Origin of the sequence: Sulfurovum sp. UBA12169, assembly GCA_002742845.1 — a bacterium.
Classification (GTDB): domain Bacteria; phylum Campylobacterota; class Campylobacteria; order Campylobacterales; family Sulfurovaceae; genus Sulfurovum.
This window is the reverse complement of the sequence record DLUH01000001.1, coordinates 223387-246037: the sequence shown is the minus strand read 5'-3', so window position 1 is coordinate 246037 and position 22651 is coordinate 223387. Positions and strand designations below refer to the sequence as shown.

Annotated in this window: 15 protein-coding genes, 1 pseudogene and 1 CRISPR repeat array; of the genes and pseudogenes, 4 read left to right on the top strand and 12 right to left on the bottom strand. The window is 41.4% G+C overall.

Annotation, left to right across the window (positions count from 1 at the left end; translation table 11 throughout):
• Window positions 1–51: 51 nt before the first annotated feature.
• Window positions 52–1162: a CRISPR direct-repeat array (repeat unit 28 nt; unit sequence TTTCTAAGCTGCCTATCCGGCAGTGTAC).
• 138 nt (window positions 1163–1300) lie between these two features.
• The 9 genes from cas6f to CFH81_01265 form a co-directional block, all read right to left on the bottom strand.
• Window positions 1301–1879, bottom strand: a complete 579-nt coding sequence (gene cas6f / locus CFH81_01305) for a type I-F CRISPR-associated endoribonuclease Cas6/Csy4 (protein ID DAB40963.1) — start codon at window positions 1877–1879, stop codon at window positions 1301–1303.
• Between the two features lie 6 nt (window positions 1880–1885).
• Window positions 1886–2899 carry a type I-F CRISPR-associated protein Csy3 gene (csy3, locus tag CFH81_01300; GenBank protein ID DAB40962.1) on the bottom strand — a complete coding sequence of 338 codons (1014 nt, stop codon included), beginning with the start codon at window positions 2897–2899 and terminating at the stop codon, window positions 1886–1888.
• Window positions 2900–2925: 26 nt separating this feature from the next.
• Window positions 2926–3831, bottom strand: a complete 906-nt coding sequence (gene csy2 / locus CFH81_01295; GenBank protein ID DAB40961.1) for a type I-F CRISPR-associated protein Csy2 — start codon at window positions 3829–3831, stop codon at window positions 2926–2928.
• Window positions 3828–5084: a type I-F CRISPR-associated protein Csy1 gene (gene csy1 / locus CFH81_01290; GenBank protein ID DAB40960.1), complete on the bottom strand. Its 1257-nt coding sequence runs from the start codon at window positions 5082–5084 to the stop codon at window positions 3828–3830. The genes csy2 and csy1 overlap by 4 nt, the downstream gene beginning before the upstream one ends.
• Before the next feature lie 261 nt (window positions 5085–5345).
• A complete protein-coding gene (gene cas3f, locus CFH81_01285) occupies window positions 5346–8645 on the bottom strand; it encodes a type I-F CRISPR-associated helicase Cas3 (GenBank protein DAB40959.1) in 3300 nt (1099 codons plus the stop codon).
• The gene (locus CFH81_01280) at window positions 8642–9604 is read right to left on the bottom strand and encodes a subtype I-F CRISPR-associated endonuclease Cas1 (GenBank protein ID DAB40958.1); all 963 of its coding nucleotides are present in this window, start codon (window positions 9602–9604) and stop codon (window positions 8642–8644) included. The genes cas3f and CFH81_01280 overlap by 4 nt, the downstream gene beginning before the upstream one ends.
• Window positions 9605–9680: 76 nt before the next feature.
• A complete protein-coding gene (locus CFH81_01275) occupies window positions 9681–10580 on the bottom strand; it encodes a hypothetical protein (GenBank protein DAB40957.1) in 900 nt (299 codons plus the stop codon).
• A gap of 240 nt (window positions 10581–10820) precedes the next feature.
• Window positions 10821–12032 carry a tryptophan synthase subunit beta gene (trpB, locus tag CFH81_01270; GenBank protein ID DAB40956.1) on the bottom strand — a complete coding sequence of 404 codons (1212 nt, stop codon included), beginning with the start codon at window positions 12030–12032 and terminating at the stop codon, window positions 10821–10823.
• Window positions 12033–12327: 295 nt separating this feature from the next.
• Window positions 12328–12948, bottom strand: coding sequence for a hypothetical protein (locus CFH81_01265; GenBank protein DAB40955.1), 621 nt, complete (start codon window positions 12946–12948; stop codon window positions 12328–12330).
• 362 nt (window positions 12949–13310) lie between these two features.
• On the opposite strand from CFH81_01265, the pseudogene CFH81_01260 reads away from it, so the two are divergent.
• Both CFH81_01260 and CFH81_01255 read left to right on the top strand, forming a co-directional pair.
• Window positions 13311–14087, top strand: a pseudogene (locus CFH81_01260) (cytochrome C).
• A 564-nt stretch (window positions 14088–14651) separates the two neighbouring features.
• A complete protein-coding gene (locus CFH81_01255) occupies window positions 14652–17246 on the top strand; it encodes a cytochrome C (protein ID DAB40954.1) in 2595 nt (864 codons plus the stop codon).
• A gap of 174 nt (window positions 17247–17420) precedes the next feature.
• On the opposite strand, the gene CFH81_01250 is transcribed toward CFH81_01255, so the two are convergent.
• On the bottom strand, window positions 17421–17945 hold the full coding sequence (locus tag CFH81_01250) for a histidine kinase (GenBank protein DAB40953.1): 525 nt from the start codon (window positions 17943–17945) through the stop codon (window positions 17421–17423).
• 261 nt (window positions 17946–18206) lie between these two features.
• Here CFH81_01250 and CFH81_01245 point away from each other — a divergent pair, with 261 nt between their 5' ends.
• Entirely contained in the window at window positions 18207–18533 is a 327-nt protein-coding gene (locus CFH81_01245) for a hypothetical protein (protein ID DAB41410.1), read from the top strand.
• 48 nt (window positions 18534–18581) lie between these two features.
• Here CFH81_01245 and CFH81_01240 read toward each other — a convergent pair whose 3' ends face one another.
• Window positions 18582–19790, bottom strand: a complete 1209-nt coding sequence (locus CFH81_01240; GenBank protein DAB40952.1) for an acetate kinase — start codon at window positions 19788–19790, stop codon at window positions 18582–18584.
• Entirely contained in the window at window positions 19787–21886 is a 2100-nt protein-coding gene (locus CFH81_01235) for a phosphate acetyltransferase (protein ID DAB40951.1), read from the bottom strand. Before CFH81_01235 ends, CFH81_01240 begins: the two co-directional genes overlap by 4 nt.
• A gap of 184 nt (window positions 21887–22070) precedes the next feature.
• On the opposite strand from CFH81_01235, the gene CFH81_01230 reads away from it, so the two are divergent.
• Window positions 22071–22649 carry a hypothetical protein gene (locus CFH81_01230; protein ID DAB40950.1) on the top strand — a complete coding sequence of 193 codons (579 nt, stop codon included), beginning with the start codon at window positions 22071–22073 and terminating at the stop codon, window positions 22647–22649.
• Window positions 22650–22651: the final 2 nt, after the last annotated feature.

Below are 22651 nucleotides of genomic sequence, written 5' to 3'. Positions count from 1 at the left end.
TGCCTATCCGGCAGTGTACTTGCTCGGGCTTTTTCGCTGCAAGCGAGTGCTTTTCTAAGCTGCCTATCCGGCAGTGTACGCTTCTTTTTGAACCGTTGCTATCTTCCCATTTTTCTAAGCTGCCTATCCGGCAGTGTACCTACGAAAAATCCGAAAACGGGTCAAATTACATTTCTAAGCTGCCTATCCGGCAGTGTACGGAAGTGACAGACAGATTGAAACATTATATTTTTTCTAAGCTGCCTATCCGGCAGTGTACGGCGTATGATGTTGGAGCTACCTATACATTAGTTTCTAAGCTGCCTATCCGGCAGTGTACGAGGAACACCAAGAGTTGCTCTTCCATGTTTTTTTTCTAAGCTGCCTATCCGGCAGTGTACACATATTCAACAGTATTAGCTTCATTTATTATATTTCTAAGCTGCCTATCCGGCAGTGTACGACTCGGAAGAGTCTTTCTTTGAGAGGCTTGATTTCTAAGCTGCCTATCCGGCAGTGTACATAGCTTGGTAAAAAAATGCACGGGCGTTGTATTTCTAAGCTGCCTATCCGGCAGTGTACAATAAATACGGATATGAGGTTATAGCCTATGATTTTCTAAGCTGCCTATCCGGCAGTGTACTTTATGGGCAGGTGCTTTTGCTTGCGGAAAGCTTTCTAAGCTGCCTATCCGGCAGTGTACGTACGTTGCCAAGCACTGATCTTTTTATGAACTTTCTAAGCTGCCTATCCGGCAGTGTACCCAAGCCGATCGTGGACAAACTGATCAGACTCTTTCTAAGCTGCCTATCCGGCAGTGTACCGGGCTTGTGTATCTGGATCAGTTTGATCATTTTTCTAAGCTGCCTATCCGGCAGTGTACGTACAAAGCTTTTCATTACGGATTCCTATAACTTTCTAAGCTGCCTATCCGGCAGTGTACTTTCCGTTGCAGCATTAAGCACCTACCCTTATTTTCTAAGCTGCCTATCCGGCAGTGTACTTTGTTTCTGCCGACGGAACAAAATTGTACATTTTCTAAGCTGCCTATCCGGCAGTGTACTTCTTGATCTTGTGATGAAGTTTGTAGGCAATTTTCTAAGCTGCCTATCCGGCAGTGTACAGTCGATGGCAGGCGCTTGCATATATGCCTTTTTTCTAAGCTGCCTATCCGGCAGTGTACAGCATTTAGAGCCTGAGCAAATCTCGTAATTAATAAGCTTTTGTAAGCATATTTTCGTATTTTACCTAATTTTTTTATTATTGTTAGTAAGTCCCTGAAATAGGGACTTTGAGAGGTGGGTAAAAAATAAAGGTTTTTTTAGAACCAAGGGATGGTTGATTCTTTACTGAAACCGAAAGTATTAAAATTACCTTCTACATGGATAGCTCTTTGCTCATTTTGTATAAACAACTTTAATCTTTGCCCTGTAGACAAACTATCCAAGACGATAAACGGCAACTGAGTCGTTTCACCCTGCATATTTTCATAGTTTAACATTGCTTCTTCGAAACTGATCCCTTTTCGTTTAGCCTGTCTGCGCGCCAGTCGTTCTGTATTAGACTTAACTTGCTTACGAGAAAAACACTTATATGTTTCTATATTCTGTGGCACTTCTTTGATAGCGGTTATAGCTACATAATCCGAAAGCCGTTTTAGCCATTCTTCCAATCGAAGTGCTGTTAAATCATTAGATGTTTTACCAAATAGACGCACGGTGTCACCTAGAGGAAAATTATCGGCACCATATTTCGGAAATGAAATGCCGACATTTACCTCATCATTTTCATCTTTAATCTCTACTAGTGCCAAATGTATCTGCTGATACACTTTTTGCCAGAGAAATCCAAGCCCCACCTCCACACTGGGAAGCAGTGTAATCTCGATGTAGTGTTTCATGTTTCCCTACTTGTCGCTTTCGCCGAAAACACCACCACGAACCAGTATAGCCATCACATAATGTTCGTCTTCAATCCGTTCGAGTTTTTCACCTCTAGCAAATTTATCAAAAAATGTGTAGAAATCATGTTTATTTGCCCGAAATGCTTTGCCCATATTGGTAACGGCACCGTATGGCTCGATAGCAATCGCTCCTGCATCGTTAGATTCATCTCCAAATTCAGGATACCATGTATCGATACTACGTAGAGCATTACCGATTTTTTGCGAGTGTATTGCAGCTATCTCATTGACGGCGTAAAGCACTTTACTTTTAGTTCCCTTACCTTTATCTAGCACAAGCTCTTCACTTGGGTAAACTTCCTGCGCTTTTCCGATTTTAGCAAAGCAGTTAATATCAAGTATTAAAAAATCGTCTTCGCTAGCAAGTGCTTGTGCTATACTCTCTCCCAAAGCTGCAACTTGCTTATCTATACACTCCATCGTACGTATACTAAACGATTTTGCATCAAAAGTCCAAACTTTATCATCTTTGGACGACTTCACAATTACTTCGAGTGCTTCAACACCAACTCGGTTACGCCATAAATAGCGCGCATTAGCGATATTTAATGCATATCTTCGCCCCAGTTCCGCAAATCGTTCTCGATCAATATAGTCTTTTACCGCTTCGACATAGGTTTGCTGAAACGCACTGCTATTACATGCCGATGGTTTGTGAATACCGCCCAATACTTTAAGGGTAAAATGGAGGTGAAGGGTATCTTGATGCTGTTCCAGTGCACAACTATCAACCCTTTGCAAATTCGCTTTTTCAACTTCGGCGTTAAGCTTAGCCGGATCATTTTTTACAGCATCTTTCAAACGATTCGAGATGGTTCCTCTCACCGACTTTTCAATTAATCGAAGAGGTGTTTCCACACTTCGGTTCTCCCAAGTTGTACCGCACATATAGCCGTCTGAGGGTACGAGTTTCTTTTCAAATGCTAATACAGATGCTACACTTTTATCTTTTGCCATAGTTTTTTCCTTTTGGTATTTTAAATTTAATTAGCCGATGCCGGCACGGTTGTTTGTTGACACAGATAAAGATCGTTTATTTGATCAACATGGTAATGCCACAACATCTCATCAAGAGAGGTAATTTTATAAGGCATTTTGAATTCCCCTAATGTTACAACGCTTTCTGCAAAACGGTGCGGTGTGTCGGGATCGCGCTGATTCATTGCTTTGCCAAGCTCCGATATACCCTGAAATCCGATAGCCAGAGGAACTATCCACCCTGTTGTCTTACGTTTACTACTCCATATAACTTCATCATCGGTTATTTCACAGTGATGATGTACCGATAGATACTCTAAAAGAGCATCGATTGCATCATAACCATTTTCCATAGCTTCTTTCATCAGTTCCCGCCGTTCGACAATGACATGGCCGGGCATTAGGCTTCTACGGAGTTCGCCTAAAGCACGCTCATCATCTTCGGTCATTCTAAAAAGTTTGAGCTTTCTTGATCCGAAAACATCACCTCCCGCCATTTTCATACCGCTTTTCAAATGGTGTTCAACTCTTTCTATAAAACGATCTTCTTCATTTTTTGCAACCCCTTCGTATTCAATCAATATCGAAACATCCAAATGGATACGGGCTTCTTCGATGAATGCGGATCTACCACCATCTTTGTCCAATGGATTTGCCGTTCCGACGATAGAGTAAACATAATCATCCGTACCTTTATAGGTCTGTAAATCTGCCATATGACTAACTACGGCGACTCCTTTGAAAATGAGGGAAGAAAATCCGTCCGCTTTCAGTTTCCGCTCCAATGCGTGCGTCGCTCCGAGCCACGCCGTCATTGCAGGGAATCCAATCGTAAATGGACTAGAGAGGGCATTTGCATTATGCACTTTGATATGCGGAATCAAAAGCAATTTTCTAATATCGCCGATCATCGCAATACCTCCTTGTTAGCTTCTACGATATTGCGGATATCCTGCAACTCAGCCGAACCAAATATATAGGACTTTTTCAGACCTTTTTCGCAGCCAGCTAGTACCCATCGCGCAATCTCGTCACATAACTCATCAAGCCAGTTATCTTCAGATTCTCTCTGCTTTGTAAAGCTATCCAGAAGCCAAATTTTTTGATACCCTGCAAGCTGAGAAGTACCCTCAAAATATTGACTATCTGCTACGGAACGGACGTCCCACATTCTCTCAACGATACGATCAATGAGTTGTTGATAACGATAATACTTTCCGTCACGTATATTCACATTGTTGTAGTCAGTTTTGAAAATAGTGTGCAAAGCATGGAATGTATCTTTGACATCAAAAGGTCTTATGGATTCTCGAAAAAAATCTCGTTTGGGAAATCGGATGGACCGTTTCTCAATCATAGGTGGCATAGAGCGTAAAAGATGTGCTTTCCCCCCATTTTGATTATTCAGCACACTAATGTTCTGCGGCTTCGTACCGCCATAGCCAATCGTCGTTAAATCGTACAGTTCGTAAAATCCTTCATCACTTGGCATATTTTTACGCTTTTTTTCACGTAATTCTTTTACCTCTTTGCTAAAGCGTATAGTATCGATACGCTTTTTGAGATGAAAAATCAAACCTGAATTACTTAGAATGGATAGCTGATGGTAATCATCATCTACAGGAAAATAGACCTGTTTGATTTTCGAACTGGTAACAACCTCCTGCGTGCTATCACCTATCATGGACATAAAACCATCGCGTAGCGTATCATAGTCATTTCCATGTTCACTCAGTAATCTTTTAGCAAGTTCGCTCTCTTGCTCGATATGTGACATCAGCGTTTGTGTATCTTCCATCTGGAGGCTGAGAAACTTATAAACATCGAGTACCGCTGCATTTCCCAATGCATCACGTTCTACGGTAACATTGCCACTACGCAGTAGCCCGTCCGTGGCAGAAGTATTTTCAGCGATAATGGACGTCACATAAGCATTTTTATTTTTACGTGCACTTGGATGTGAAAACGTGCACGGATGTGTTGCCATGGACATCTGCCCTGCCCTTTTCGCAGCATTAGATAGCCACACTCCAAGAGAAAAAATCTCATTACACTTTTCTTGCAATGCAAACACTTCTTCATCGGACATCGATGGATTTTGATTCTTTTTTATCCATGATTCTTTTCGTTCATCAAAAAAATCGGATATTGCTTTATTGATCACAATGCTTCTCCTTTTAAGAATTTGTATATTTTAGTGAATAAATCACACCTACTTTAGCTTTAACCATTAAGCTACCCACTCGGTAGTGATATATAAATTTTATTGTTATGGAAAAATATTACTCCTTTTCTTTTTGCTTGTCAAGACTTTTTTAAATATGCTGCCTATTCGGCAGTTAATTTTATAAATTTTATTGTTATTTTCTAAGCTACCTATCCGGCAGGGAAATCTAAAAAAAATTATATCTAATTTCATGTTATTCTACACCTTGCGCACTAACCCAAATTGGTCGCTATATTCATACTTTGCACCGTCATAGTGCACAAACCCTAATTCCCCAAATAACAATGACACCTCCTTTTTTGTTTTATCTCTTCTGTGTGATTGTTTTTCGAGTTCCAAAAGGTAGTCCCTCTCCATCCATAGTCTCACTTTGTACGCAGGATCAAGATCACTCTTCTCAATCTGTAAAATTGCCTCACGATTTACCGCTTCACCATATTCATCGATCTCTGCAAAATAGCAAGTCTCTTTTTTTGTGTCATAAGTCAAAAAGATTTTTGTTGTCGGTTCACTTTTACGGAATGAATGTAAATACTGTGGATGCGCGGTCAAAAACCACGATTCATTAAGGTAACCCTGTAAGCTGTCGGCACCTTTTTTACCATACGCAGTTAAATCGTTTTGTAATGCGTAATGTTCCAAATCCGATAATGACTCGGTAGGTCGTAAATCTTTCGATTTTTGTACTCTCGGTGTTGCATCCAGTCGTTGAGAAACTTGTTCAGTATCGATCAACCGCTCCAAGTCATGCGTTACCATTGTCATAGACGAACTTTCATACCCTGGATGATAAAAATAACGATTCCCTGCAATATCACCCTCTTTGAACGCCTTGAAGTTGTATTGCATCAAAGCTATATTGGGCGACTTCACTTCATCTTCTCTGTGACGACGTACTCGACCAGCCAATTGGATGATAGAACGATAGGATGAGGGTTCCACGATAGCCCAATCAAAATCATGATCCCGTCCAATCTCCTCTACAGGCGTAGCAATCAATATAAATATGACGTTTTTGGCTGCCGTATGGTCGAGATGACGACGGATAACACTATTTTTAAATGCTTCCGGTATTTCATCACTTTTTTCTTTACGTTTTAGTACCGTATCTAAATGTTTTTCCTGTATATGTCGTAAAAGAAGTACTTGCTGTGAATGATATGCCATAACCCTAACTTCGACATTTTCTGGATAGGTTGTTTCTAAAAAATATTTTGTCAGCTCAACACATGGTGAAATGTTTGCCATGCGCACCACACCAAATGAGACTCGTTTCTCCGTTTGCGTATCTACAGAATGATGTTCATTGTGCTTTTGAAGCATTGCTTCTTTGATTGCAGCAAAATATACAGCCTCTCTGCTCTCTCCTTCGTTGGGTTTAGAACATTGTGCAATCATTGCTTTTCTTTTCGGCAGTTGCGTTTGTAAGTGCTTGACACGTTTTTCAACAAATCCCTCATGCAAATCTCTGTAGACATTGACCGTGGCGGTATCAAATACGTTAATATCGTGAGCTATCGTCTTGAACTCATCAATCCATGCACAGATAATTTCATTTTTTACCTCGCGGGTTGAGGCATAAAGCTGCCATCCTTTTTGATAGACGTTAAAAAAACCTTCCGCCAAATCCGGAGGTATCGTTGCAGATGAAATCATCACTTTGCATCCCAACATAGCGGCAAGATGGATGAGTCTACCGATGGCGATTAGGTCGGAACCGTTAAAATCATCAATCTCATCAATTACAAGATCGGACGACATAAGACGAAGACTCGGAAGGATGTATCGACCTCCCCTCTTCGTTTCTACAGCACCCATAAGATGATCGATTGTACAAACTAGCACCGGAGCATAGAGAAATTTTTTCTCTTTTTGAGTACTTAACAACGTTGCCATCCCCTCCTCTGGAATAGCACTCTCATAATCTACCTCTTCATCTAAAAGACTTTCCAATGACTCGGAACCTACAGTGTCATTTGTTGGCGTATCGTCGTTTATGTTCTCGTTATGGAGTTGCATCACTGCTTTTGAACCAATCAAAACAGCCAATTCTGTATCATCCAACCCAATTCTTTGACGATATTCATCCCCGGTTTGTAACGTTAACGTTCTAAGTCCCAATGCCAAAATATAGCGTAGACTTTGTCCATCATCGGAGACACTTTGCATAATCTTTGCATTGGCAAATGTTTTACCGCTTCCAGTACTCGCCATATTAACGGCAAAAAAACCAAACCGTTCTTTCTCTTTTACTTGTTCGCTTATCTTGTCAACCGCTTTGTCCTGCCAAACGAATCCTCGTGGACTCGCTTTTTTCAATACTTTCAGATCCCTAGCGCGAGGCAGTTCTTTTTCAAACGCAGGGAGAAGATGAACAGTATTTAGAGCATGTTTTGAAACACCAACTAAATGTTCATCAAGTTTTTGTTTGAGCTGTTTCGTTTTTTTATCTGTGTTGGCGTAAAGTCCAACCCCATCTTTCCACCCTGCATCAGCGTTTTGAGAAGAGTAAAAATGATCTCCCAACATAAGACTTAATCTCGCATGATGTAATACGACCCTATAACTGCCATCAGATAGTGCTGTTTCAGCTAGTGGTAATACTGTATACAGTCTGTTGGACCACTTTTTCACCTCTTTCATCCAGCGTGATGATTGGCTCATTAACCCTTTTGGAAAAATGAAGCACCCTTTGATTAAGCGTTGATACTCTTTTTCATCAAAACGGTTCTCATATCCCCATGCTTTTGTAATGTATTGCAGTGCGTCATCCAGCGTTTTGGCTTCTTCTCCTGCCCATTCATTTTTGATAGTATCGGTATATACAGAATAACTCGGTAATCGGTGATGTGATACGATTAGCCAGAGCAAAAGTTTGGCAATAGGTGGTACGCTTAGTAGAGGCTTTTGATCTTCAGATTGAAGAGTCTGAATAATTTTTTTCTCGTCAATATTCCCTTCTTTTAACGCTTCAAGCCATGCTTCATCCGTATCACCACCATGCTGCATTACAAATACATTTAAAAGCAATGTAGAAATCCATTCATGCCGAATAGGATCGCCCATAAAACGCTTTTTGGTATCTGGATTAAGTTTTTCTTGAAATAATCGTGTTGCTTTACCCCAATCGTGAAAGAGTGCAGCCATTGCTATTAGTGCCTTAATGAGAGGAAGATATTTCCAATCATTCTCATAATAATCTTTAAGAATATTCTTCTGTGTATAATGCACCGGCACAATCCCCTGCGCATTGAACTTCTCTCGATTCCCGATGATCCACAGCAGTTCACTTCGGCTGCGGCTACGTATCCAATGGCAGCTGACAGCGGTGCTTTTGGATGCTGTTTTTCGGAGTAGCTTTTTGAGCGCTTCGAGTCCCTCTTGGGTGATGATGCTCTGCCACGTATTATCGCCGATGCGGTCGGCGAAGCTATCCAATACCCGCCTTGTTCGCTTAAGTGCCTTTTTCTCACACTGCGATACGAATGTGACCATCATGGGAGTTTTTCCGTCGAGTCATTATGGGATAAGGCTATCTCTTTGACCTGATTGAACATAAATTCCATGGCTCCGTGTTCGACGAATGCCTGAAGACATTGTGCACGAAAACCGTTTTCATCCATCCTCTCTTTTGCAGCGATAAATGCCCACGGTAGTACCAGTGCATCTTTGATCAAATCAGCTACATCGAAAACCAAAGCTCCCCGTCTGGTCTTACCGTGCATAACCGCAAAGCCATGCGGGATACCCAGTACCCACAGAGTCGTGGCGGCTAATCCATATGCCAGATAGTTGCCGTGATTGAGAAAATCGTTAGCAAGATCAGCAGAGTTATGCTCGCGGACGAAACCGGAAACTCCGGTCACTTTGGCAGCACGTTTGTAGAGCCGTTTGGTCAGATCGGCTTCGATTTGCAACAGTTTTCCGACACTGGGCGCTATTTCAATATTTTCTCGGGTATTTTGTAACATCTTTTTAATCTCATCATGAGTAGAGTCAAACCCTTCAAAGCGTAACTCACGATCTTTTGACCATACTTGTTCGAGAAAATTGATCCGCTCCGTCTGAAAACGTTTCGCTGCTTCCAACCGCTTATGATCATCAAACCAAAAACGCATCCACCCCTGAATATACTCAGTCGGTCGGTATTCGCTCTGAGGAGTGAGCCATTCGATCTCGTTAGCCATTAACAACGGCGTTGCACCGCTACCGCAAAATCCCACGAGGACTCCCGCCTGAGCAAGCATCCGCATCGCCGCTTGGGTAATCGACGTACCCGTACCCAGCAGTAAACACGTCGTATTGGCGATAGGAATGTTCCAATACTGATGTTCTTTGCTTGCTTCGCTCAGATAGAGTACCCTACCATCTTTTTGCATCACGCGACACTTCTCAAGATAGTAGATATTGGCTCTTTTGGAGTGAAGTATGGCTTTTAAATCGGTCAGTTGTTCCAACTATTTCTTTCTCCCCATCTTTTTTATTTGGTTTTATTGTCAAAAATTTTACCACATATATATAGACACCTATATGTCACTCATACCGCATTTTTTGATCTTCATATTGATAGATTGCCAGATCTTTCATTAATCCCTCCCATAGCCACTTTGGCTCTAAAATGTGAACTCTGGGCAGCCAGTATTTGATCTGGGGGAGTATCTCGAGTCTATGAGTGATCGTACAATGCACTTCCATTCCGCCATCATGATGCTCATCTTCTATGATTTGTGTTTTATGCAGTTTTATATCGCGAATATACGGAGCTGCTTCCGAGCTGATATATAGTTTGACCACTTCCTCTTTTTTATCGATGCTTGACCAGATGCTTGTAAGCTCATCAGCAGCGTTAAGCATATCATCAGTAAGTGTATAGGGCAAAGACGAGTGTTTAAAATCTTTTATTTTAGAAAGATTAAAGGTTTTGACTCTATTATCCCTATGATCTTTGGCGATAAGATACCATCTGCCGCTTTCGGTGTATATTTTGATGGGATCTGCCATTCTAAATGTTGTTCCATTTGGTTTATAGTAATTAAAAGTAGCACTTTTTTCATTTTCGATGCAGCGCATAATCTCTTCGCCAAGTTTTTTAGGTAGATGTCTGTATTCAATGGCAAAACCGACTTTGTCACGCGTAAGATCATTTTTTTCCAAACAATCTATTTCGATTTGAAGGTTATGAGCAAAAGAAAGAAGCAATGATCGACAAAAATGATTATCCTCTGTTGAGAAACCTTTCCCATCCAATGACCATAAGCCTTTTTTGTTAGTCAAGGGAATTATTTTGGAGATTTTAAGCAAATCACGATGAATGGTTCTTCGAGAAAGATCATATTCTTTGGCAAGTAAAAGAGTGTTTAATTTCTCCAATCTGTATAATCGCTTTACGATCCAAAGTATTCTTGTGATGGGAATTTGCGGCTTTAAATGCATCGTTCAATATTCTGCTTTTTATGGTTTGCTTTTTAAATTATATAATAAATATTTTTTATCATATTGATATATATCAATATCTATAACAAATTAATATTTTAAGCAAAAAAATATTATCAAATACAACAAAAGAAAAATCGAAACTTCTATGAAATTTAGATGCCGTGGTGACGTATCACAAGACGGGGTGGATTTTCCGTCCATACTGATTTATACACTTAAAAACCGGCCAGCTAAACACTAGCCGCGTTTAACGGGGATCGGATAATGCTCCACCACATAATCGATATCTTTATCGCCTCTTCCGCTAAGGTTGATCAAAATGGCTTCTTTGGGGTGTTCTTTTGCATACTTCATCGCAAATGCCACCGCATGTGCGGATTCGAGGGCGGGGATGATGCCTTCGTGCTGTGAAAGCGTGTAAAATGCATCCACCGCTTCATCGTCATTGCATAGCCCAATATTGGTTCGTCCTATGCTGTTAAGATACGCGTGTTCAGGCCCGACAGAAGGATAGTCGATCCCGCTTCCGATGGAATGCACGGGACCGGGATTGCCCTCTTTGTCTTTGAGCATGATCGAGTTGAAACCGTGCATGATCCCCTCGCTTCCGTAGGTCAGGCTGGCGCTGTGCTCACCGAGATCGGAGCCTTTGCCTGCAGGCTCCACCGCATAGAGCTTGACGGGATCTTCGATGAAAGCGCTGAAAATCCCCATTGCATTGCTGCCGCCGCCTACGCATGCAGTGACCATATCGGGCAGTTTGCCCATCATCTCATGAAACTGCTCTTTGGCTTCAAATCCTACAACGCTTTGAAAATCTCTTACCATTTTGGGGAAAGGATGCGGGCCGACAACCGACCCGATAGCAAAGAGCTGTGTGGCCGGATCTTTCAAATAGGCTTCAAAGGCGCTGTCAACGGCTTCTTTGAGCGTTTTAAGCCCATGGGTGGCCGGAACCACTTTGGCTCCGAGTATCTTCATGCGAACCACATTGGGATGCTCTTTGGCGATATCCACTTCACCCATGTGTATCTCGCATTCCAATCCAAAATAAGCCGCAGCCGTTGCAAGCGCAACCCCATGCTGCCCTGCTCCTGTCTCGGCGATCAGTTTCTTTTTGCCAAGGTATTTTGCCAGGAGCGCTTCTGCCATGCAGTGATTGAGTTTGTGCGCACCCGTGTGGTTTAGGTCTTCTCTTTTGAGATAGATTTGTCCGCCGCCGATAAAATCCGAAAGATTTTTGCAGTAAGTGATGGGGGTTGGTCTTCCCTGGTAATGTTTTCTTATTTTTCTAAGCTCATGAAAAAATTCAAACGATTTTGACAGTTTGTCGTAGGCTCCATTGATCTCTTTGAAAGCTGTTTCGAGCTGAGGCGGTATAAACGCGCCTCCGAATTTGCCAAAAAAGCCGTCGGCATCGGGCATGGATTCTAGATATGGTTTTTGCACAAAAACTCCCCCCTTTTTAAATGTGATTGTAACAATTTAAATATAAATGTTTTTACATGCGGCAAAAAGATTTTTAAAATGGCGCCCTGACCGGCCAGTCCAAAGTTTCCCGGGAGTCCAAAATGAATCGTTCTTAAAATTAGCTGCGCTGTTCAATGAAATCAAAGTGCTTTGATTTTGTAAAAAGTATGGGATTAATGATGCAATATTGCAGAAGAGTCGAGAATTGTGCTGCGGCTTCCATGGGTTGAAGCTGCAGCACAACACGGGGATAAAAAGCAAATTTTGCCTGGGTTTACGGATTGATCATTTTTTTATACTGCTCGCATCCGTCCGCATCTCCGCTTTTGCAGGCTTTGTCGTAAAACTCTTTGGCTTTTTCTTTGTCCTGCTTTACGCCTTCTCCTGACTCATACATAAATCCAAGCGCCAAGCATCCAAGGGCGATATTGCCCTCGCAGGCCTTGCCGTAAAATTCTGCTGCTTTTTCTTTGTCCTGCTTTACGCCTGTTCCTGACTCATACATAAATCCAAGCGCCAGGCATCCTCCGGCATCTTTGCCCTCACAGGCTTTTCGGTAGAGTTCTGCTGCTTTTTCTTTGTCCTGCTTTACGCCCTCTGCGTTTGCATACATTATTCCAAGATTGCGGCATCCAAGTGCGTCGCCGCCGTCACAGGCTTTCTGATAATATTCTGCTGCTTTGGACAAGTCCTGCGTTACACCTTCTCCGGCTTCGTATGTCATCCCAAGGTTATAGCATCCTACCATATTGCCGCTCTCGCACGCTTTAGTAAAAATCTCTATCATTTTTTTGGGGTCTGCGGTCTTAAGTGTCTCCGCACTTTTGTTGAGATCATTTGCCTGAAGCTGAACGGCCAATCCAAAACCGATCGCGATCATTACTATTTTTTTCATTCTTATCCTTTTCACTGTGTGGGTGCCATTGCCGTTTGAAAAACCGTCGTTTATAAACAAACTGCTTATTTTGGCCGCTTTTTATGCAATGATTCCACATTTTTAATTAAAGTAACGGCAGCGATAGCAGTATATCTTTCCTGCGTCATCCTAAAAAGCTCGGATGGATTATACAATAATCTAATGTTTTATATTTTAAAAAATAATTTTTACAACATTACATTACTGCTTCAAGGCTTCACAATACCTCTAAGCTTCGAATTTCATGCCTATTTTAGTGAGATACAATACGCTTTGATGTATAATGAAAAAACAGCATCCAAGACAAAACTAATTAAAAAATAAATGAAGAAAGGTTTAGTATGAATAGAAGCTTTTTTATGGCAAGGATTTTTGCTGCGGTCGCACTTGCGCTTTTAGTGTACGGTTTTATAATTCCATCCGTAGGCTTCAATGGAACGTTGGAGCGCATCAAAGATAATAAAGTTGAAGATATCCCCTCCTATACGTATCCGCTTTGGAATTTTTACCAAAAAGGAAGGTATATTGGCGTAAACACTCCCCAGGCGGCAAGATATAATTTAAAAAAAATGATTGAAATTTCTGAAGAGATAGGTGTGCCGTCGCTGCCTGTGTGGAACTTTTCTTTGGAGGCGCCCAATTATCCCAAAGAAGCCTTTCCCTATGGGCTTCCTGTGTATATCCACTTTGACGGATTGAGCGGAGAAGTGCATGAGATGAACACCATCAATCACTATGTCGGTATGGCCCGCATGGAAAGAGGCGGCATATACGAAAGTTCTCTTGCGCCATACGCTCTTATTGCGCTTGCGATGCTGCTTATGCTTTTTATTGCGTATGACAACAAATGGATCAACAGACTGATGATCATTCCTGTGCTTTTGCCTTTTCTTTTCTTGGGGATTTATGCCTATTGGCTTTATTGGTTTGGTCACAATCTTCACGGAGGAGCCATCACAATCAAGCCGTTTATGCCTGTTATCTTAGGAGACGGCAAAGTGGCGCAATTTACCACACATGCTTATCCTGTAATTGGTTTTTGGGTATTGGTCGCTATGAGTATTTTGTCTTTGCTGGCATGGTGGCTCAAATCAAGAGCACTAAAAAATCAACCGGCAAAAAAACCGACACCGCTGCAGCATTTTGTAATGCTTATAGCGCTATTGCTAGGCATAGGCACAAGTGCTTACGTACTAAAAACGGATATCGAAGTAGATACATTGGGGAAAATTTCTAGTCTCATTAATGGTTCAAAAGCCAAAGTACCGGAGACAATAGAAGCGCCGGAACCCACAACAGAACAAAAAGAAGCGATCATCCAAGAAAGAAAAGAGCAAAGAAAAGAGCAAGAGCTGAAAGTAAAAGCTCTAGAAAAAAGAGCCGGATCTGCCGGAAAATTTAAAGTAAGCCCGATGTACAAAAGCAATTGCGCTCCATGCCACGGAGTAAACGGAGAAGGCAATGTAGGGCCAAAACTTATCGGATTGAACAAAGATGTAATACTTAAAAAAATACTTGAATACAAAACAAATGAAGATGAGATGCATATCGCCGTTATTGAATATATGTCAGATGAGGAGATGGAAAAACTTGCCGAGGAAATTGCACAATTTGAAGCCCAATAAAAACAGCGGAACACTGTGTTGTTTTATGAAAAATATTTAATTATCAAGGAGGAAAAAATGAAAAAATATTTACAAACTATCTGCACAACAGCACTGGGGTTGCTGGTTGCAACACAAACTATGACGGCCCAATCGCAGTTTCAGAAAATTATGGAAGAACGCGGCCTTACAGAAAAAGATGCGCTCGCCGCACTAAAAGTTTATCATCCCAGCGGCAAGCATGACGAGTATTATGCCTTTGTGAGCGGCGGACAGTCAGGACAGATGCTGGTCTACGGAATCCCTTCAATGAGGATACTAAAATATATCGCCGTTTTTACTCCGGAGCCGTGGCAGGGGTATGGTTTTGATACTGACTCAAAAGAGATATTGCGACAGGGAAATATCAGAGGAAGAGAGATCAACTGGGGCGATACCCATCACCCCGCACTTTCCGAAACCGAAGGGAAATATGACGGAGACTATCTTTTTATCAACGATAAAGCGAATGCCAGAATTGCCGTAATTGATTTGAAGTACTTTGAGACCTCTCAAATTGTAGTTAACCCGGTCTTTAAGTCAAGCCATGGCGGTGCATTTATCACTCCAAACACTGAGTATATCCTCGAATCCTGCCAATATGCAGCGCCGCTTACAAATGATTACTACCCTATTGAGGCATATCAGGATGTCTATCGGGGGGGAGTAACGTTTTGGAAATTTGACAAAGAAAAAGGAAAGATTCAAGTAGATGAGTCTTTTACGCTTGAATTTCCTCCTTATATGCAAGACTTGACCGATGCCGGCAAAGGCATTTCTGATGGCTGGGCTTTTACAAACTCTTATAATTCAGAACTTTATACAGGGGGTATCGAAAAGGGGCTTCCTCCTTTTGAAGCCGGATGCAGCCGCAACGATACAGACTATCTGCATGTGTACAACTGGAAAAAATTGGCCGAACTTGCAAAAGATGACAAAAATGTCAAAATAATCAACGGACACAAAGTCGTACCCATCGAGGTGGCTGTTAAAAATGATGCCCTGTTTTTGATTCCGGAAAACAAATCTCCCCACGGAATCGATGTGAACCCGGATGGTCAGTATATTGTAGTTTCGGGAAAACTCGATACCCATGCGTCCGTTTATGATTTTAAAAAAATCATGAAACAAATAGAAAACAAAGAATATATCGGAAAAGACCTTTACGGCATACCGATTTTGGATATAAAAAAATCGCTGCACGGACAGCTGGAGCTTGGACTTGGACATCTGCATAACAGTTTTGGCAAAGAAGACGGCACAATTTACAGCTCTTTATATGTAGACTCCCAGGTTGTAAAATGGGATTACAAAAAACTAAAACTGCTAGACAGAGTCAATATACATTATAATGTCGGGCACCTCGAAGCCATGGAGGGCAAATCTGCCGACCCGCAAGGGGAATATCTCATCGCCCTCAATAAACTTTCAATTGACAGATTTTTACCTGTCGGGCCGCTGCATCCGCAAAACAATCAACTCATAGAGATCGGCGGAAACAAGATGGAGCTTCTTTATGATATGCCCGTGCCGCTTGGAGAACCGCATCAGGCCGCATCGATCCGGGCAAGCAAAATCCATCCCGAAGTGAGATACAACATGGGAACCAATCCAAAAACCGGTAAACCCCATGTGGGAAAAACACTTGCGGGAGAAGAACGGATTGAACGCAAAGAAAATCATGTGTATGTTTACTCAACAATGGTGCGATCCCATATCAATCCTGAGCACATTACGGTTAACAAAGGCGATAAGGTTACGATGTACATCACCAATGTAGAACGCGCACAGGATGAAACACACGGTTTTACTATCGACCATCATGATATACACGCATCTGTAGAACCCGGAGAAACAACCCAGATTGACTTTGTTGCAGATATTGAGGGTGTTTTTCCGTACTACTGTACAGAATTTTGCTCGGCGCTGCACATTGAAATGATGGGATATTTGCTGGTCAAAGACCCGAAAAAAGATTATGAATGGATCCAAAAATTAAAAATGGAAGGCTTATCTGCAGAGGAGTTGCAAAAAGAATACGAAAAAATCACAGCCAACAATGAAGCAACCAATCATGTTATTGAAGCACTGTTTACATTTTTAGAAGACAAAGAGTACACAAAGTATCCCACTGTTAAAAACCTGGTAGACGATGCAAAAGATCAGTATACAAAAATTGCTCTTGAAAAAGAAAAAGCTGCAAAAGCGCACAGCGAAAATAATCTGGAAAATGCAATTCTTTTTGAAAACATGGTATGGCAATACATGATCAAAACCGCAGATTCTGCCATCAGAGCCAAAGATCTTCTTGTAACCAGTCTGGCCACGCCCAAATCAGAAGAAGCCAAAAGAGGAGAAGAAGCATTCCGTGAAGGAGGATGCTCAGGGTGCCATGTTGTAGGCAGAGTCAGTTCTGGGCCTGATTTGATCGGTGTTCTTAAACGGCACAGAAATGCAGAACAGTGGGTTGCAGAATACATTAAAAACCCCGAGAGTAAATTTCATGAACCTTACATGAAGAAATTAATCGAGTTTTTCAACCTTAAAATGCCAAACCAAAATATGAATGATCAAGAGATTAAAGATATCGTTGAGTATTTTAAATGGATAGATGAAAATGCGGATCTGTTTTAGTGATCAAAAAGTGTTTTTAAAGCGTACAGACCCGGCTGTACGTTTCAGATGAAAGAATATATTTCTTTTATCTGAAGATTCTTTTTATTTTGATATTTATCTCATGAAAATCAATAGAAAGAAGCGGGGGAATTTGTCTCACCGCCCCTCATTTGCAGAAAATGCTTGTTTGCCTTAATAGAATTTATGGATATTTTCCATAAGATCCTGGATCTCCAAATTTGGATCTTTCTCTTTTAAAAATTTATCCAGATATTCAAAAGATGCTTCCATTCCGCCTTCTTTTTCTAAGGCTACGAGTTTTTTATAAAGAGCATCTATAATCTCAACAGCATCTTTGGGGGCTGCTTTTCTTGATGCTTTGTATCCAAAAATTTCTCCCGTATCTGTATCTCTTTGAGGTTCAAATGAAGTAAATACCCAATAGTATCTCCCATCTTTTGCTAAATTTTTAATAAGGGCGAGCAAATTCTCCCCTTTTTGTATCCTGTCCCACATAAGTTTAAATATAATTTTTGGCATATCCGGATGACGAATAAGGCTATGAGGCTTTCCGATAAGTTCTTCTTTGCTGTATCCGCTGATCTCGGCAAAATAATCATTGGCAAAATCAATCACACCATGCTTATCCGTTCTGCTCACCAGGTATCTCTTTGGATCAACCTGTATCTCTTCATCAATAGGTGTCGGCTTTATCATGATCTATTCTCCTCTAATTTTCAATTTAATTCATTTTTAATGATAGCACAAATAAACATATACTTGTATTACTTTGGGCCGCAAAAAAATAGAATTAAAAAATAATTATGTTATTTCCAACAATTAATAAACTAGATACTATAATCACCTATTGCAATCAAAGGAAAAAATATTACATACACATTCATTCATACCATTCACATCTTTTCGGTTTTCATCTATGGGGGATTTTTATTTACAGACAATCTTTTTATGGCAAAAATGGGCCGATCCCTTAGCCCGGAGGAACACGCAAAGGCCAGAGAGGCTATCATGATACATGTAAGAAAAGTGGTTCCCTACAGCCTGATGGTGGCTGTGGCTTCAGGACTTTTTTTGTTTAGTCAGGTTTTTGGGGAGATAGCGGATGACGGGCCCAGCAGGTTTCAAATACTTCTAAGCATAAAAGCATTTTTTGGGTTATGGCTTGGCTTTCGAGGAATAAATCAAAAACTTTTTGGGATTCAGCCTTTTGTTTTTAAAAGTCATCTTTTTCCATTTTTTCTTGTGATAATAGTTATTTTTTTATCACAATTTATGAATGTTTAATCCATTGCGTCATCAAAACAGTCTTTGTTTGGGTTTATTTGTACTGTATCAGATCTGATTCTTTTTGCTCTTGCGGCCCGTGACCTGAACTGTCTCTTTGGCGATAGCGCACTCTTCATCTGTAGGCGTGATCCAAATCTCTATCTTGCTTTCTGATGCATGAATGCTTCTGCATCCATTTTGGATTTGGGTATTTAAATGCATATCCATTTGTGCGCCAAAAAGTGTAAGTTTCGCACAAACAGCTTCTCTTGTTTTTGCACTGTGTTCACCTATGCCCCCTGTAAATACCAACGCATCAAGACGTCCTAAAATGGCGGCATAAGCGCCGATGTATTTGACGATGCGATAAACAAAAATTTCCATTGCGAGTATGGCCAATGGATCTTCATGAGCTATTTTTTCTTCTATCTGGCGCATATCGTTGGTTTGGACTATTCCTTTGAGTCCGCTTTGTGTGTTGAGCATCTTTTCGATTTCATCGGCATTGAGCTGCGTATGTCTTAGCAGATAAAAAATAATTCCCGGATCAATATCTCCGCTTCTGCTTCCCATCACCAATCCCTCAAGAGGAGTCATCCCCATGGAGGTATCTATGCTTCTGCCCTCCCGGATGGCACATGCGCTTGCACCGTTACCCAAATGCAGCGAAATTATATTGAGTGTTTCTAATTTTTTGCCCATGGCTTCGGCTGTCTGCTTGGCAACATAATGATGCGACGTTCCGTGAAATCCATAACGCCGCACGCCTAGGTTATCGTAAAAAAAATTGGGCAGTGCATACCGGTACGCATAAGGGGGTACGGTATGATGGAAAGCCGTATCAAACACGGCTACTTGAGGCAGATCGCCAATGAGTGCCTGCATGGCGCGTATGCCTTCAAGATTGGCATGATTATGCAAGGGAGCGAGAGGCTCAAGTGATTCGATCTGGCTTATCACCTCTTGGGAAATCAATGTTGGTTCATAAAAAAGATTGCCCCCATGCACTACTCTATGACCCACAGCAGCGATCTCTCTAAGCGAAGAGACAACCTGATGCGATACAAGCATTTTTACCAGCAGCGTGATCGCCTCTGTATGATTATCTATCTTTTCTTGATACCGGTACTGTTCTTTATCGCTGGCAAAAGAGACTGTTGAGATAGGCTCAAAAATACTTTCCGCTATCCCCGACGCAAGAACTGTCCATTTTTCTATGGAAAAAAGTTTAAATTTAACCGAAGAACTTCCGGCATTAAGCACAAGCACTTTCATTGCTGTTCCTCTTTTTGCGCCTGTACGGCCGTAAGTGCAACCGTATTGACGATGTCAACGACACTGCATCCGCGGCTGAGATCATTGACGGGCTTATTGAGTCCCTGCAAAATCGGTCCGATGGCAATTGCGCCGGCGGAACGCTGTACGGCCTTATAGGTATTGTTTCCGGTATTGAGATCAGGAAAGATAAAAACATTGGCGTGTCCGGCCACTTTACTTTCGGGCATTTTGTTTGCTCCCACCGCAGGATCAACGGCAGCATCGTATTGGATAGGTCCCTCAATGGGCAAATCAGGACGTTTTTGCCGCACTATCTCTGTCGCTTTACGAACTTTTTCCACATCTGTGCCTGTGCCGGAATTTCCGCTGGAATATGAAAGCATTGCCACGCAAGGAGCCAAACCAAACTTTATGGCCGTATCGGCCGAAGCGATCGCAATTTGAGCCAATTGTTCGGCATCCGGATCAGGATTGACCGCGCAATCAGCATACACCAGGACCTCAGTATCAAAACACATAAAAAAACAACTTGATACAATGGTAAATCCCGGTTTTGTTTTGATAGTCTGCAGGGCAGGCAAAATCGTTTCTCTGGTCGTATGTGTGGCGCCGCTGACCATTCCGTCAGCCATTCCTTCATGGACAAGCATGGTTCCAAATAACGTTTTACTGCTCATAGCGTCAAATGCTTCTTGGAGCGTCACACCTTTGTGTTTTCTAAGCCCGAAATAACATTCGCACAATCTCTCCCTGAGCGCTCCCTCTTCAGGATCAATGATTCTCGCACCCTTGAGATCCAAACCTAAGATTTTAGCCCTGGAAGCAATCTCTGCTTTTGTTCCCAAAAGTATAATCGATACGATTCTGCGGCGCAAAAGTATATCCGCTGCCATCAGTATCCGATCGTCTTCTGTTTCGGTTAGGACGATTGATTTTATTTCTTTGGCGGCACGCTCAAAAAGCTGATGTCTAAACATCGCCGGGGTAAGGATGCCCGATGAAGCCCTGGAAAGTTTTTGAATAAGCTCTTGGGGGGATGTATTGCTGCTGAAAATTCCCAATGCTGTTGCGATCTTATTGGGTGTTTGCATACTTAAACCGGGAGTAAGCGTCTGAAGTTTTTCCAATGCGGTAAACATATCATACCCAAGATAAAGTATTGGGATTTTGATAGGCTTCATATCTTCAAGAAGATGCATCACGCTCTGTGCAGGCTTAAAGTCTCCGCAGAGCAGTATGGCGCTTAAAGAAGGCTGAGAAGATGTATGGTGGGCCAAGATCGCTGCAAAAATAATATCCGAACGGTCTGCTGATGTGACGATAATATCTTTTTGCTTGATGCGTGTTAAAAAATGATCAACACTCATCGCGGCAACATGGATCCTTCCTATGATACGGTAGAGCATCTCCCGGCTCCCAAACATTAAATCCGCCTTGATATCTCGGACAATCTGTGAAACCGAAATACTGTCAATATCTTTGATATTGGGCAAAAGAGCAACAGGAAACGAAAAATTATTTTTTAGTGATTCTCTGCGTGCTTTATAAAAAGGATTTTCGCACCTATTAACAAAAAGCATAAAAAGTTCTGCATTTTGTGTTTTGATTGCATATTTCCATAAATTGATCTCTTCTATAACCTCTTCTTGTTCATGGATTTGCGGCACAAAAACACCCACAATAGGGGTAGAAAAATTTTTTGCGATCTCCACATTGATATCATAATCAATCAATGAAGAGAGGTGCTCATCCGCCAACCCCAAACACAAAACAAAATCGTAACGTTTTTTCAAATCAAGATATTGATCAAGAAGTTTTGCCATCAGTTCATCAAACAAATCCTCGGAAATAAGCTTTTCGGCTTCATCGATCTGTACACCTATGGCTTCCGGATAGGACTGTTTTAGCCCAAACCATTCTTGGATGGTTTGAGTATCTTCATCCCTGTCAATGCTGTATACCAAAGGACGAAAAAAGGCGATACGCCCATAATGACGTTTTAAAAAATCAACCATTCCAAGAGCAACAACCATGCTCCCTGCTTTTGGATGCTTTGAGACAATATAGAGTGAATTGAGTGCAGTAGCAGTCATTGTTTTACCTTTGTTATCATAGCAGGTCTATTTTTTACCATTTGGATACACTTAAAAAAATTATAGCCTATCCTTGCATAACAGACACTTTAAACCAATATCACATAAATTAATCGATTAGAATCATTTTTTAATATTTAAAAAGTTAAAATTTTTATATTATCACAGGAGGGAAGGAAAATATATGAAAAAAAACGTTTTAGGGGCAGGTTTGGCAATTATGCTGGCAACAGTATGTGCGAATGCAAATGAAGATTTTAAAATCGCCGAGGAAGAGAGTATTTCACCCTATTATATGACTGTAAAACTTATGACAACATCAGGGGGGACAGTTCACGAAGAGCATGAAATCCTAAAAGGCGATCATGCCCGAGGTATAGGTATCGATGTTGGCTACAAATTCAATCCGCATTTTGCAGTTGAATTTTCAGCAGCTTACGGGCGCAATGATATCACCAAGACAGAAGAAGGGGTTTTGGAATCCGAAGTCGTCCGTGCCTCCTATACATCTTACGCATTGAATCTTGTTTTTTCTCAACCGCTTCGGGGTGAAATCGGTTTTTTTGCCAAACTCGGATACGAAAAAGAACATGAGAGAATATCTGCTTTAAATATCAGCGAAGACGAGTATGGTGTAGATTATGCCATTGGATTTAACTATGAACTCAATGCACACAATGCTATTTTTATAGAACACGAAAGATCCACCATCGACGGATTGCGCGGTGATGCCTATTTTGTTGGATTGGAATACAAGTTTTAACA

Bases quoted from the DNA above. Each gene is read 5' to 3' on its own strand.
- csy3 (DAB40962.1), bottom strand. From the start codon at position 2,899: ATGGCAAAAGATAAAAGTGTAGCATCTGTATTAGCATTTGAAAAGAAA.
- csy2 (DAB40961.1), bottom strand. From the start codon at position 3,831: ATGATCGGCGATATTAGAAAATTGCTTTTGATTCCGCATATCAAAGTG.
- cas3f (DAB40959.1), bottom strand. From the start codon at position 8,645: ATGATGGTCACATTCGTATCGCAGTGTGAGAAAAAGGCACTTAAGCGA.
- CFH81_01245 (DAB41410.1), top strand. From the start codon at position 18,207: ATGGGCCGATCCCTTAGCCCGGAGGAACACGCAAAGGCCAGAGAGGCT.
- CFH81_01275 (DAB40957.1), bottom strand. From the start codon at position 10,580: ATGCATTTAAAGCCGCAAATTCCCATCACAAGAATACTTTGGATCGTA.
- cas6f (DAB40963.1), bottom strand. From the start codon at position 1,879: ATGAAACACTACATCGAGATTACACTGCTTCCCAGTGTGGAGGTGGGG.
- CFH81_01265 (DAB40955.1), bottom strand. From the start codon at position 12,948: ATGAAAAAAATAGTAATGATCGCGATCGGTTTTGGATTGGCCGTTCAG.
- CFH81_01235 (DAB40951.1), bottom strand. From the start codon at position 21,886: ATGACTGCTACTGCACTCAATTCACTCTATATTGTCTCAAAGCATCCA.
- CFH81_01255 (DAB40954.1), top strand. From the start codon at position 14,652: ATGAAAAAATATTTACAAACTATCTGCACAACAGCACTGGGGTTGCTG.
- CFH81_01240 (DAB40952.1), bottom strand. From the start codon at position 19,790: ATGAAAGTGCTTGTGCTTAATGCCGGAAGTTCTTCGGTTAAATTTAAA.
- CFH81_01230 (DAB40950.1), top strand. From the start codon at position 22,071: ATGAAAAAAAACGTTTTAGGGGCAGGTTTGGCAATTATGCTGGCAACA.
- CFH81_01250 (DAB40953.1), bottom strand. From the start codon at position 17,945: ATGATAAAGCCGACACCTATTGATGAAGAGATACAGGTTGATCCAAAG.